Genomic DNA, 12,926 nt, shown 5'->3' with positions numbered 1-12,926 from the left:
CTCCTGAGCAGTGTTGTGGACGAGATCGCTCACGCGGCGACCCGCTCGGCGCCGTCCGCCGTGATGCCCCGGGTGGAGGCGATCACCTTCTTCAGCTTCTTGGACAGTGCCTCATAGAACATGCTCAGCGGAAACTCGTCGGGAAGCACGTCATCGACGAGCTTGCGCGGCGGCAGCGAGAGGTCGAGGGCCTCGGGACCCTTGGCCCACGTGGAGCCGGGGTGCGGGGACAGGTACCGGGAGACCAGCTCGTAGCCGGCGAACCAGTGGACGAGCTTGGGGCGGTCGATGCCGTCGCGGTAGAGCGTCTCGATCTCCGCGCACAGCTCGTTGGTGACCTGCGGGGCGCGCTCCCAGTCGATGGAGAGCTTGTTGTCGGTCCAGCGGACGACGTCGTGCTTGTGCAGGTAGGCGAAGAGCAGCTGGCCGCCGAGGCCGTCGTAGTTGCGCACGCGCTCGCCCGTCACCGGGAAGCGGAACATGCGGTCGAAGATGACCGCGATCTGCACGTCACGGGCCTGCGGCACGCCCTCGCCGGCGAGCTTCACGGCCTCCCTGAAGGCGGTGAGGTCGCAGCGCAGCTCCTCGAGGCCGTACATCCAGAACGGCTGGCGCTGCTTGATCATGAAGGGGTCGAACGGCAGGTCGCCGTGGCTGTGCGTGCGGTCGTGGATCATGTCCCAGAGCACGAAGGCCTCTTCGCAGCGCTTCTGGTCGTGGACCAGGGCGGCGACGTCCTCGGGCAGCTCGAGGCCCAGGATGTCGACGGCGGCGTCGGTGACCCGGCGGAAGCGGGCGGCCTCGCGGTCGCAGAAGATGGCGCCCCAGGTGAAGCGCTCGGGGGCCTCGCGCACGGCGATGGTCTCGGGGAAGAGGACCGCGGAGTTGGTGTCGTAGCCCGCGGTGAAGTCCTCGAAGGTGATGCCGCAGAAGAGCGGGTTGTCGTAGCGGGTGCGCTCCAGCTCGGCCAGCCAGTCGGGCCAGACCATGCGGAAGACGACCGCCTCGAGGTTGCGGTCCGGGTTGCCGTTCTGCGTGTACATCGGGAAGACGACCAGGTGCTCGAGGCCGTCCTCGCGGTGCGCGGCGGGCTGGAAGGCCAGCAGCGAGTCGAGGAAGTCGGGCACCTCGAAGCCGCCCTCGGCCCAGCGGGCCAGGTCCTTGCCCAGCGCCTCGTGGTACGCGCGGTCGTGCGGGAGCAGCGGGGACAGTTCGTCGACCGCGCCGATCACCGTGCGCACGGCGTGCTCCGCGTCGCCACGGGACGGAGCGCCCTCGGCCTCGAAGTCGATGGAGCCGTCCTTGGACTGCCAGGGCCGGATCCGCTCCACGGCATCCTTGAGCACGGGCCATGCCGGGTGCTCCACCACCCTGGTCACCGAAGGATTCCGCTCCCCCGCAGCCTGCTGCACAAGAATTTCCGTCATGTCCCATCCTCCACAGGAGAACCTTGCGTACACCTGACCGTATACACAGGCCGTTTCTCCCAGCAAGGGGTACCTCAGGAAAATATCCTGCCTTACCTGGGGAGCAACCGCATATTTTCCTGTCCGCTACCCCGTCCGGCGGCGCTCCATGCGTTCCGAGTTCAGCCTCTGGACGCGGCGGGCAGAGGCGATACGGTCCCAGAGGGCCGTAGGGACGCGGCCCCCCGCCGCCGTCGACGGAAGCAGGTCGGATCTTGAACTTCCTCACCATCGGTCACCGCGGAGTCATGGGCGTGGAGCCCGAGAACACCCTTCGGTCCTTCGTCGCCGCCCAGGAGGCCGGGCTCGACGTCGTCGAACTGGATCTGCATCTGAGCAAGGACGGCGCGCTCGTGGTGATGCACGACGCGCGCGTGGACCGCACCACGGACGGCACGGGCGCCATCGCCGACAAGACCTTCGACGAGCTGCGCGCCCTGGACGCCGGGCGCGGCGAGCGCGTCCCCCTGTTCACAGAGGTGCTGGACGCGGTCCGGACGCCGCTGCAGGCGGAGATCAAGGACGTCCGGGCGGCCCGCGCGCTGGCCGAGGTGATGAACGACGGAGGGCTGGCCGACCGCGTGGAGGTCGCGTCCTTCCACGACGAGGCACTCGCCGAGATCCGGCGGCTGGTGCCCGGGGTACGCACGGCGCTCGTGGCGAGCCGCTACGGCACGGACGTGGTGGACCGGGCGGTCGCCGTCGGCGCCTCGCGGCTGTGCCTCAACATCCGGCGGATCACCCTGGAGGTCGTGGAGCACGCCCGCAAGGCGGACCTGTCGGTGTTCGGCTGGGTGGTCAACACCCAGGACCACCTGCGGCTGGTGCGGGCGCTTCAGCTGGACGGGGCGACCACCGACTACCCGGAGATCAAGCGCACCGGCCGCTTCACGGCGTGAGCGGCCGGGCGTCGTACGACGGTCAGGCCAGCTCCTTGACCAGGAGCTCGAACTCCAGGTCGTCGCGCTGCGGGATGCCGAAGCGCTCGTCGCCGTACGGGAACGGCGTCGTCCGTCCCGTACGGCGGTAGCCGCGCCGCTCGTACCAGGCGATCAGGTCCTCGCGCACGGTGATCACCGTCATGTGCATCTCGGTCACGCCCCACCTTTCGCGGGCCTGCCGCTCCGCCTCCGCGATGACGGTACGGCCGAGCCCGGCGCCCTGGAGGGCGGGGCTGACCGCGAACATCCCGAAGTAGGCGTTGTCACCGCGGTGTTCGAGCTGGCAGCAGGCCACGATCCGGCCCTCGCGTTCCACGGTGAGCAGCCTGCTGTCCGGCGCCTCGACGACCTCCAGCACACCCTCGCGGTCCGTCCGCTGCCCGTGCAGGATGTCCGCCTCGGTGGTCCACCCCGTGCGGCTGGACTCCCCCCGGTAGGCCGACTCGATCAGCTCGACGAGGTCGTCGACGTCGGCGGCCGTGGCATCACGGAAGGTCAGTGTGGTGTCGGCGGCGGTTCCCATGGCGCGGTTCCTCGATTCGTGCGGGTCTCTTTCGACGTGGCCGGGACGGGCCGAGATTAACGCGCGGTTCCCGGCCCGCGGGAAGCCGGTCCACTCTCCGGACGGCGGCGCCTGCCCTGCCCCTCTACGCTCGGCCGCATGGTGCATGTACTCAGCAGCCGTGTCCTGCTCCGCCCCTCCGACCCCGAGCGCTCCCGCGACTTCTACGGCCGCCGCCTCGGCCTCGCCGTCCACCGCGAGTTCGGCACCGGCCCGGAGCGCGGCACGGTCTACTTCCTCGGCGGCGGCTTCCTGGAGCTCTCGGGCCGCGCGGAGGCGTCCCCGGCGGGCTCGCCCGACGTGCGGCTGTGGCTCCAGGTGGAGGACGCGGAGGCGGCTCGGGAGGAACTCGCCGCCCGGGGCGTGGAGATCGTCCGCCCGCCGGTGAAGGAGCCGTGGGGCCTGATCGAGATGTGGATCGAGGACCCGGACGGGACGCCGATCGTCCTGGTCCAGATCCCGGAGGAGCACCCGCTGAGGTACCGGCCGGGGATCTGATCCAACCCGTCCGGCGTTTGAGGACGAGGCCCGCCAGGGCCGATGGGGGGTCCAGGGTCGATGGGGGGTCCAGGGTCGATGGGGGGTCCAGGGTCGATGGGGGGTCCAGGGCCGATGGGGGGTCCAGGGCCGATGGGGGGTCCAGGGGGCGCAGCCCCCTGGGACGCGTTCAGACCTACGCCCGCAACACGCCGAGGCGCCCCTCCAGCTGCGCCAGCAACCCCCCGAGCAGACCGGCCAGGTCCCCGAGTTCACCCGGGCCGAGCCCGGACAACACCGCGTTCTCGTAGGACAACTGCGACGGCAGAATGCCGTCGACCACCTCACGGCCCGCGTCGGTCAGCCGCACATGGGCCACCCTCCGGTCCCGTGTGTCCCCGCGCCGCTCCACCAGCCCCCGCTCCGTGAGCGTCTTCAGCCGCTTGGTGACGGCGGCGCCGGAGGAGAACGTCTCGCGGGCCAGCTCGCTGGGCGTCAGCTCGTGCCCCGTGCGGCGCAGCGCGCCGAGCAGGTCGAACTCGGGGCGGGTGAGCCCCGCCCGCCGCAGCGGGGCGTCCTCGGCCTGCTGGAAGAGGGCCGCGCAGCGGTTGATGCGGCCGATGATCTCCATGGGCCCGGTGTCGAGGTCGGGGTGGACCGCCCGCCACTGCCGGACGACCTCGGCGACGGTGTCGCGCCCGGAGGCGGACACGTCCGCGGTGCTCGAGGTGTCCGGCGTGCCGGTGACACCGTCGCCGGCCGATGGCCCTTGGGTCGCCGTCATGGCGATGCGCCCTCCGTGTGCGTATACGTGCTGGTGGTGCCGGGGTCCGGGAGGAGTCCCTGGCGTCGTACCGTCGCCGCGAGCGTACGGTGTGCCGCCTGCTCGGCGAGCACCACCCGTTCCTGGGGCAGCGCGCGCTGCCACCATTCTCCGGCCGCGGCGTCGGCGGTCGCGCGCAGGTCGACCACGGCGGCGGCGAGTCCGCGGCGGGCTGCCTCCAGCGCGGCGGGTGTGGACATGGGGTCGGCCGCCAGGCGGGCGGCGTGCTCGCGGGCACGGTCGACGGCGGTGAGCGCCCGCTCGACGCGCCGGCCGGCCCGCCGGTTGGTGACGGCGAGGGCGGCGACGAAGCCGACCAGGGCGCCGACCAGCGTGTCCACGACCCGGCCGGTGACCAGCTCGCCGGTGGGCTGGTAGCCGGGCAGCTCGGTGACGAGCAGCGCCAGCGGGGTCACGCAGACGCTGCCGAGCCAGTAGTTGCGGCCGATGAGCGCCTCGGCGCCGAAGTTGCAGGCGAGGATGCACAGCACGAGCGCGAGCGGGCCGAGCTGGGCGACCGGGGTGACGGCCGCGAAGAGCAGCACGCCGACGAGGTTGCCGACGACGCGCTGCACGGCCCTGCTCCAGGTGAGGGTGATGTTGGCCTGGTACAGGGAGGCGGCGGTGACGAGCGCCCAGTAGGGACGGTCGGCGCCGAGGGCGAGGGAGACGTAGCCGGCGAGCGCGCAGCCGAGGGCGCTGCGGACGGCTACGGGGGCGAGCGGCCCGAGCCGGCTCCACAGCGAAGGCGGTGCGACGGCCCGCTCGGCGGCCACCCCGACGAGCTCGTCCCGCTCACGGAGCCGTCGGTCGTCGTCCTGGCGCGTTCCATCGCCACCGAGGCGCGCACCGCCATGCGCCCGCCGCGAGCCGGCGCCGTCCAGGCGCGCGCCGCTGTCCGTCCGACGCGGGTTGGCGCCCTGCGGGCGCGGGTCGGTGCCGCCCAGGCGCGCACCGCCGTCCGCCCGACGCGGGTTGGCGCCTTCCGGCCGCGCGTCAGCGCCGTCCCCACGCGCGTCGGCGCCGCCTAGGCACGGGTTGCTGCCGTCCAGGCGCGCGCCGCCATCCGCCCGACGGGGGCCGACGCCGTCCAGGCGCGGGCCAGTGCCGTCCGGGCGCGGGTCTACGCCGTCCAGGCGCGGTGCAGTGCCGTCCACACGCGCGTCAGCGCCATCAAGGCGCAGGTCGCTGTCCCGGCGCGAACCGCCGCCGGCCGTCCGACGCGGCTCGGCACCGTCCAGACACGGGCCAGTGCCGTCCACACGCGGGTCTACGTCGTCCACGCGCGGGTCGGCGCCGCCGAGGCGCGCACCGCCGCCCGCCCGACGCGGGTTGGCGCCGTCCGGACGCGCGTCAGCGCCGTCCACCCCGGCGTCGGCGCCGTTCAGGCGCAGGCCCTCGTCCTCCCCGCGCGGATCCCCCGTGCGCGGGATCCGGCCCGTGCCCCGTACCGCGCGGGCCCAGGCGCGCAGCCGGGCGGGGTCGGCGTCGGCCGGGGCCGCGAGGGCGACCTCGGCGCGGACGACGAGGCGTTCGAGGGCACGGCGGGTCGTGGAGGGGCGGTCCCGGACCGCGAGGAGGGTCTGCCAGGCCGCGTGCACGGCGGCGTACGCGGCGGACCGGGCACCTCCCGCGCCCTCCTCGCCGCCGCGCGCGGTCTCGGCGTACGCGGCGGCCGCGTTCAGCGCCTGCGCGGTCGCCCGCCGCTCGGGGCCGTGCGGACGGAGCGGGGCGGGGGCCATGCCCACCAGCCAGGCCCACGCCCCGGCCGCCGCGGCGAGCGCGAGGTGGCCGGGGACCTGGCCGAGGGTCTGCGGGACGAACAGCGTGGCGGAGCTGACGAAGGTGAGGATCACGTGCGCGGGCGGCCCGACCCGGGTGGCGTCGCACACCGCCTTCTGCGCGGCGGCCAGCAGCGCGCCGACAGTGACCAGGACGACGGCGTTCCGGGTGAGGGAGGCGGAGACCAGGGCCACGGCGAGCCCGCCGAGCATGCCGAGGATCACCCAGGCGAGCACCTTGGCGCGGGCGGCGTACGGGCGGTTGTGCGCGTACAGGGCGCACAGCGACCCCGCCATCGTGTACGGGGCGAGATCGAGCCGGCCGAGCGTCATCAGGAGCAGGCTGGGCACGGCGACGGCGGCGACCACGCTGAGGGCGGGCTTGAACCAGACGTCGGAGGGTCGCCCGAGGCGCAGCGGGCCGACGACGGGGAGGCGCCGGACGCGCGTGGGGGTGGGGGTGGCACTGCTCATGAGGAGCAAGGTTAACAGGTGTTTTACCCGTAAAAAATTACTGCCGGGATCAGCTCGCGCCCCCGGGAGCCCCCCGCGTACCCCCTCGCGCTCGCGTACACGCCGTCGGGCACGGGCATCCCCTGACCGTCCGGTGGAGCGGTTCGAGGGGGGTTCGCGTGCACGGACCGGGATCGTCCGGCTGGCTGCTGGTGGCGCTCTGCGCGGCGACCGGCGCGTATTGCCTGCTGCGGATGCGCAGTGGCGTGGAGGAGCAGCGCCGGGCGGCGGGCGGCGAGGCGCTGATGGGGTTCGGGATGGCGGCCATGGCGGTGCCGGCGGCGGTGTTCACACCGCCGGCGTGGGCGTGGCCGCTGTGGGCGGTGGTGTTCGGGGCGGCGGGGCTCCACGCGCTGTGGGCGGCCCGCGCCTCCGCGCGCCATCTGCATCATGTGGTGGGCGCGGGCGCGATGGTCTATATGGCGGTGGTCATGGCGGCCGCCCCGCAGGGGGCGCATCACGGCGCTTCGGGCATACCCGCGCTGACCGCCGCCCTGCTGCTGTACTTCACGGCGTACGTGCTGGTGACGGGCGCGCGGCTGGTGCCGGTGGCCGCCGTGGCGGGCGGTCCGGGTACGGGGCCGAGCGCCGAGTCAGACGCCGGGTGGGGTGACCGGCCGGAGCTGTCGCACGCCTGCCGCCTGTCGATGGGGATCGCGATGGTGGCGATGCTGCTGATGATGTGAGGCGCGCCGAGACGGCGGTGCGGGAGCGCGCCAGGGCCGTTCGGCCGGCGGGGCGGGACCGTTGTCTGCGTCACTTCGGACCGCGGGCCCGTGTGCAAGGGGCGTCGGCGCTTCTAGGCTGCTGCCATGATCCTCCCCGCGGTCCTGCTGCTGCTCGGTGTGCTGACCGCCGTCGTGGGTCCCCGGCTGCTCGCCCGGGCGGACTGGCCGGACCGTGAACCGGTGGTGGCCCTGTGGGCCTGGCAGTGCGTGATCGCGGCGGTGCTGCTGTGCTGCGCCCTGTCGATGACGTTCAGCGCGGCCGCGGCCTGGCGGGCGGTCGGCGGGCATGTGTTCACCGGCGCGCCGGTCGCGGTCGTGGAGGCGTACACCCTCGGTACGGCGGGCGCGTGGGCGCATGTGACCGCCGTGATGCTGGCGTGCGGCGGGCTGTGGAGCGGGGCCATGCTGGTCCGAGAGATCGCGCGGGCCCGTGCCCGGCGCCGGGCGCGCCGCGCGGAACTGCGGCGCCGTGCGCCGCTGCTGCCGGGTGAGGAGCCGGGCTCCGACCGTCTCGTGGTGCTGGAGGGCGACCGCCCGGACGCCTGGTGCCTTCCCGGCACCCCGCCCCAACTGGTCGTGACCACAGCCGCGTTGCAGCGCCTGAAGGGACGTCAGCTGGACGCGGTGCTGGCGCACGAGCGCGGTCACGCGCGCGCCCGGCACGACTGGCTGCTGCACTGCTCGTCCGCGCTGGCGGACGGCTTCCCGCAGGTGCCGGTGTTCTCCGCGTTCCGCGACGAGATGCACCGGCTGGTGGAACTCGCCGCGGACGACACGGCGTCCCGCCGGTTCGGCCGGCTCACCACGGCCCTGGCCCTGGTCGAACTGAACGAGGACCGCGGGGTGTTCGGCCCCTGCCCCACCGCCCAGGCGCACGTCCCGGCCCGCGTGCACCGCCTGCTCACCCCGGGTGACCGCCTCCCCCCGAGCCGCCGCCTACGCCTGACCGCCGCCGTGTCCCTGGTACCGGCCCTCCCCGTCCTCGTGGCCTTCCTGCCGGGCTTGCGCGCCCTGGGGTGATTCGCCCTCGCCCAGTCACACCGTCCGGCACACCTGACCAGGCCACACCTTCCAACAGCCGCCCGCCCCCGCGCCACTGACCCGGCGCTCGCTCCCACCCCGCGCGACCCCAGCCCCGATCGCGGGACCCCGGGGAGCAACATCCTGCCGACGCACGCCCACCGGCACACCTGCCCACGGCACACCTTCCGACAGCCGCCCGGCCCACGCGCCACGGCCCCCGGCGCTCGCTCCCACCCCGCGCGACCCCAGCCCCAATCGCGGCCTCCAGGGGAACGACATCCCGCCGACGCACGCCCACCGGCGTGCCGACGAGGGCACGCCTCCCGCCACAGCCGCCCGGCCGTCAAGCCCCCCGCAACCGGCCGCCTCCGCCCCGATCCCCGGCATCGAGGTAGCGGGGACCCGCCCACGCGCACTGTCCGGAGCACCTCTCACGGCATGCCTTCCGACACAGCCACCAGCCACCGAGTCCCCCGCCACCGAACCGACTGCCTCCCGCCCCGCCGGCCCCGGCCGACCACCCAGCACCACCCGACCGATCCGGCGCTCGCGTCAACCCCCTGGCGTTCCCGCCCCGATCCCGGGCACTGGGGTAGCGACGGCCCCGACGAGGCAGGACCGGGCGTGACGGGTCATGGCCCCGGCGCCCCCGGTCGGCGAGGATCAGCCCATGCGTACCCCCCACGCCCCCGCACCGCCCGCGCCCCGCGGACCCCGCACGCCGGCCCGGACGGCTCTGGCGCCCGCGGTCCTGCTCGGCGCGGCCTCCGCGCTGCTGCTGGCCCTGGTCGCCGTCGAGTGGCGGCCCCTGCTCGACCTGGACGCAGGCATCTCCCGCACCACGCACCGCTGGGCGGTGGCGGAGGACGGGCTGACGCAGGCGGCCCGCGTGCTGACGGACTGGGTGTGGGACCCCTGGACGATGCGCCTGCTGTGCGCGGTGGCGGTGATCCTGCTGCTCCGGCGTCCGGCCGCCCGGTGGACCGCGGGGTGGCTGGTCGTGGTGGTGGCGCTGGCCACGGCCGTGCAGCAGGGGCTGAAGGCGGCGCTGGGGCGGGAGCGCCCGGTGTGGTCCGACCCGGTGGACACCGCGCACTACGCCGCGTTCCCCTCGGGGCACGCCATGACGGCGACGGTCGTGCTGGGGCTGCTGCTGTGGCTGCTGCACCGCCACGGCGTGAGCCCCGTGGTGTGGCGTACCGCGCTGGCCGTGGCGGCGGTCTCGGTGACGGGCGTCGGCCTCACCCGGATCTGGCTCGGCGTGCACTGGCCGACGGACGTGCTGGGCGGCTGGCTGTTCGGCGCGTCGACGGTGGTCGCGGCGGTCGCGACGCACCGGCGGCTGCGTCCCCCGCCCCGGGGAACGGCACCGCGCCGTTCCGGCGGTATGCGCCCGCCCTCGCCCGAGCTCGCACCGTCCACCTCGGACGATCCCCCGCGTCGCCCGAGGTGAACGGCAGCCCGAAGAGGGCCCGCCGGGGGCCCTTCCAGGTGCGCTGAGTATAGTTGGCTGGCAACCAGTCAACGCAGGAGTCCAGCATGTCCCCGCGCAGCGCCCTGGTCAATGAAGAGTTGCGTCGGCGTTCCAAGGAGCGGCTGCTGCACGCGGCCGTCGAGCTGGTCGACGAGCGCGGGTACGAGGCGACGACGCTGGGCGACATCGCCGACCGGGCGGGCTCCGCGCGGGGTCTGGTGTCGTACTACTTCCCGGGGAAGCGCCAGCTCGTGCAGTCCGCCGTGCACCGTCTGATGCACCGCACCCTGGAGGAGGCGCTGGAGCGCGAACCGCGCACCGACGACGGCAGGGAGCGGATGGCGCGGGCCATCGACGCGATCCTGGGCCTGGCGCGGGACCGGCCGGTGCTGATGCGCCAGCACATGGCGGGACTGCTGCAGGCGGAGGGGTTCCTGCCGTGCCCCGAGCAGCGGCGGCTGGCCGAGCTGCTGAGCGACACCGTCGCCCGGAACGGCTCCCAGGACGTCGAGTCGGACTACCCGATGCTGCGGGCACTGCTGATGGGCGCCGTGTACGCGGCGGTGATGCCGGGCGCGCCCCTGTCCGTTCCGGTGCTGCGCGCCGAACTGTTCAAGCGCTACCGGCTGGACTGGGAGATGGGTGTCCCGCCGGACCCCGAGGGGACCGGCGGGACGGAGGAGAAGGACCGGACGGACATGGCCCGGTTCTTCGCGACGGAGCCGGGAACTCAGTCGAAGTAGTCCGGCTGCGTCTGCACGTTGAGCTCCTGCATGTGCACCTTGCGGGCCGCGTCCGTGCGCTTGTCGTCGATCTTCAGGACGTCGAGGCCCTTGGCGATGTCGTTGGAGTAGATGTAGCCGTTGTAGTAGTACGCCGACCACGAACCGGCCACGTCGAGCTGGTCGGTGGAGAGCGGTCCGCGCTCGAAGTAGGCGATCTCCTTCGGCTTCTTCGAGTTGGTGAAGTCCCAGACCGAGATGCCGCCCTGGTACCAGGCCTGGACCATCAGGTCACGGCCGCGGACGGGGATCAGCGAGCCGTTGTGGGCCACGCAGTTCTCGGTGTCCGCCTGGTGGCGGGGGATCTTGAAGTAGCTGCGGAAGACCAGCTTGCTGCGGTCGCCCTTGCCGACGATGTCGTAGATGCCGTCCGCGCCGCGGTTGGGGCCGATCTCCGCGTTGCAGGTGGCCGCGCCGCCGCCGCCCAGCTCGTCGGTGAAGACGACCTTGTTGGCCTTCTGGTTGAACGTCGCCGAGTGCCAGAACGCGAAGTTGACGTTGTCCTGGACCCGGTCGATCACCTTCGGGCGCTCGGGGTTCTTGATGGAGAACAGGATGCCGTCGCCCATGCAGGCGCCGGCGGCCAGGTCCTTCGAGGGCAGCACGGTGATGTCGTGGCAGCCGGTGGTCTTGGAGACGCCCGGGTTGGTGGGCGCGCCCGGGTTGCCGCCGCCGTCCGGACCCTCACCCGGGAACAGCACGGGGAAACCGACCACGGCCGCCTTCTGCGGGGCCTTGCGCGGAACCTTGATCACGGAGATGCCGTCGTGCGGCGGCTGGCAGTCCGGGTACGCCGCGTTGGGCGAGTAGGAGGAGACGTAGACGTAGACGTTCTTGCGGTCCGGCACGAGCGTGTGGGTGTGCGAGCCGCAGGCGGTCTCGACGGCGGCGACGTAGCGCGGGTTGCGCTTGTCGCTGATGTCGAAGACCTTCATGCCCTCCCAGGAGGACTTCTCGGTGGCAGGCTGCGTGGTGCTGTTGCAACTGCTGTCACTGCGCGAGGAGTCCGTGGACAGGAAGAGCAGGTTGCCGGAGACGGAGATGTCGTTCTGCGATCCGGGACACAGCACCTGAGCCACCGTCTTGGGCTTCTTCGGGTTGCTGATGTCGAAGATGCGGAAGCCGTCGTAGTTGCCGGCGAAGGCGTACTTCCCCTGGAAGGCGAGGTCCGTGTTGAAGCCGGACAGCACGTCCTTGGGGATGTTGGCCACGTGCGTGATGTTGGCGGAGTGGACGATCTCGTCCTGGCCGGGTATGTCACCGCTCTTGACGGCGGCGCGGGCCTCGGCCTGGTCGCTGCGGGACACGTCCTTCGGGGCGGCGGGCGAGTCCCCCGGGTCCGGGATGGCGGCGGCGGGCCCGGCCGTGAGCAGCGCGGCCAGCAGGCCGCCCGCTGCCGCGGCAACTCCCAGTCGTCTCCGCCGGGTTCGGGAAACGTTCAACAGGATCACTGTTTTCCTCCCTGGTTCCGTTCACGTCGGAACGGTGTGGCACCGGCAGTATCGTCTTCGGCATGCACATACCAACAGGGGCTCCACATCATCGCAACAAAGTTTTTTGATCGAAGTTGCGCGGAAGCGTGCTAGGACGGTCACCGACACTCACGAGGTGTTCCGCACCACTGCCGAGCGGGAATACCGCCAGTCACAGGAGGTCCATGTGCACAACCGCCGCGTGCCACGCCTGTCCGCCGTCGCCGCCGGGCTGACCGCGCTGGCCGTACTCGGGCTCGTGGGCTGCGACTCCGGCGACGACGACGCCAAGTCGGCCCCCGCGAGCGGCCCTTCGGTGATCGCGCCCGGCGCACCCGGGGAGGAGAACCGCACCCTGTCGGCCGAGGAGGCCGAGCAGGAGCGCAAGGAGGACGACTCCCCCAACGCCGCGGACGTGTCGTACGCGCGGATGATGATCCAGCACCACGCACAGGCGCTGCGGATGACCGAACTGGTGCCTGGGCGCGCGGAGTCACCGAAGGTGGTCAAGCTGGCCGAGCGCATCGCCGCCTCGCAGAAGCCCGAGATCGGTGCGATGAAGGGGTGGCTGCGCAAGCACGGCAAGACGGAGGCGGACGCGGGCGGGGGGCACGACCACGCGACGATGCCCGGTATGGCGACCGAGGCGCAGCTGAGGCAGTTGCGGGCGGCCGAGGGCAAGGCGTTCGACCAGCTGTTCCTCACGCTGATGATCACGCACCACCAGGGCGCGATCACCATGGCCACGGACGTGAAGGGCCAGGGGAACAACATCCAGGTCGAGGAGATGGCGGACGACGTGGTCGCGCAGCAGACCAGCGAGATCAACCGGATGCGCGACCTGCTGTGACGTTCCGCCAGGGCGGCGGTCCGGTCAGGGGCGG

The 12,926-nt window shown here is 73.0% G+C and carries 12 protein-coding genes; 7 read left to right on the top strand and 5 right to left on the bottom strand.

The features are described from left to right. Positions 1–29: 29 nt before the first annotated feature. A complete protein-coding gene (locus ACQZOG_RS26575) occupies positions 30–1,427 on the bottom strand; it encodes a DUF6421 family protein (RefSeq protein ID WP_033277899.1) in 1,398 nt (465 codons plus the stop codon). Between the two features lie 254 nt (positions 1,428–1,681). Between ACQZOG_RS26575 and ACQZOG_RS26570 the strand changes: the two genes are divergently transcribed. Continuing rightward, on the top strand, positions 1,682–2,365 hold the full coding sequence (locus tag ACQZOG_RS26570) for a glycerophosphodiester phosphodiesterase (RefSeq protein WP_033277900.1): 684 nt from the start codon (positions 1,682–1,684) through the stop codon (positions 2,363–2,365). A gap of 22 nt (positions 2,366–2,387) precedes the next feature. On the opposite strand, the gene ACQZOG_RS26565 is transcribed toward ACQZOG_RS26570, so the two are convergent. Then, a complete protein-coding gene (locus ACQZOG_RS26565) occupies positions 2,388–2,930 on the bottom strand; it encodes a GNAT family N-acetyltransferase (RefSeq protein WP_203551252.1) in 543 nt (180 codons plus the stop codon). A 138-nt stretch (positions 2,931–3,068) separates the two neighbouring features. On the opposite strand from ACQZOG_RS26565, the gene ACQZOG_RS26560 reads away from it, so the two are divergent. Next, on the top strand, positions 3,069–3,467 hold the full coding sequence (locus ACQZOG_RS26560; RefSeq protein ID WP_037638270.1) for a VOC family protein: 399 nt from the start codon (positions 3,069–3,071) through the stop codon (positions 3,465–3,467). A gap of 175 nt (positions 3,468–3,642) precedes the next feature. On the opposite strand, the gene ACQZOG_RS26555 is transcribed toward ACQZOG_RS26560, so the two are convergent. Together ACQZOG_RS26555 and ACQZOG_RS26550 are read right to left on the bottom strand one after the other, a co-directional pair. After that, on the bottom strand, positions 3,643–4,230 hold the full coding sequence (locus tag ACQZOG_RS26555) for a MarR family winged helix-turn-helix transcriptional regulator (RefSeq protein ID WP_033277903.1): 588 nt from the start codon (positions 4,228–4,230) through the stop codon (positions 3,643–3,645). Further along, a complete protein-coding gene (locus ACQZOG_RS26550; protein WP_359670996.1) occupies positions 4,227–6,524 on the bottom strand; it encodes an FUSC family protein in 2,298 nt (765 codons plus the stop codon). The genes ACQZOG_RS26555 and ACQZOG_RS26550 overlap by 4 nt, the downstream gene beginning before the upstream one ends. A gap of 158 nt (positions 6,525–6,682) precedes the next feature. On the opposite strand from ACQZOG_RS26550, the gene ACQZOG_RS26545 reads away from it, so the two are divergent. From ACQZOG_RS26545 to ACQZOG_RS26530, 4 genes are all read left to right on the top strand, one after another. Further along, a complete protein-coding gene (locus ACQZOG_RS26545) occupies positions 6,683–7,249 on the top strand; it encodes a DUF5134 domain-containing protein (protein ID WP_033277904.1) in 567 nt (188 codons plus the stop codon). Positions 7,250–7,375: 126 nt separating this feature from the next. Further along, positions 7,376–8,311 carry a M56 family metallopeptidase gene (locus ACQZOG_RS26540; RefSeq protein WP_033277905.1) on the top strand — a complete coding sequence of 312 codons (936 nt, stop codon included), beginning with the start codon at positions 7,376–7,378 and terminating at the stop codon, positions 8,309–8,311. Between the two features lie 673 nt (positions 8,312–8,984). Continuing rightward, positions 8,985–9,767 carry a phosphatase PAP2 family protein gene (locus ACQZOG_RS26535; protein ID WP_430741898.1) on the top strand — a complete coding sequence of 261 codons (783 nt, stop codon included), beginning with the start codon at positions 8,985–8,987 and terminating at the stop codon, positions 9,765–9,767. Between the two features lie 86 nt (positions 9,768–9,853). Then, positions 9,854–10,531: a TetR/AcrR family transcriptional regulator gene (locus ACQZOG_RS26530; RefSeq protein WP_033277906.1), complete on the top strand. Its 678-nt coding sequence runs from the start codon at positions 9,854–9,856 to the stop codon at positions 10,529–10,531. Here ACQZOG_RS26530 and ACQZOG_RS26525 read toward each other — a convergent pair. After that, on the bottom strand, positions 10,519–12,021 hold the full coding sequence (locus ACQZOG_RS26525; protein WP_359670992.1) for an LVIVD repeat-containing protein: 1,503 nt from the start codon (positions 12,019–12,021) through the stop codon (positions 10,519–10,521). The two genes, ACQZOG_RS26530 and ACQZOG_RS26525, sit on opposite strands and share 13 nt — an antisense overlap. 208 nt (positions 12,022–12,229) lie before the next feature. On the opposite strand from ACQZOG_RS26525, the gene ACQZOG_RS26520 reads away from it, so the two are divergent. Beyond that, the gene (locus tag ACQZOG_RS26520) at positions 12,230–12,892 is read left to right on the top strand and encodes a DUF305 domain-containing protein (RefSeq protein WP_033277908.1); all 663 of its coding nucleotides are present in this window, start codon (positions 12,230–12,232) and stop codon (positions 12,890–12,892) included. The last annotated feature ends 34 nt before the right edge of the window (positions 12,893–12,926 follow it).

It is taken from the genome of Streptomyces sp. P13-3-3 (assembly GCF_050571355.1).
Taxonomy (GTDB): domain Bacteria; phylum Actinomycetota; class Actinomycetes; order Streptomycetales; family Streptomycetaceae; genus Streptomyces; species Streptomyces althioticus.
The sequence above is the reverse complement of the archived record's forward strand: the minus strand, read 5'-3'. Positions and strand labels throughout refer to the sequence as shown.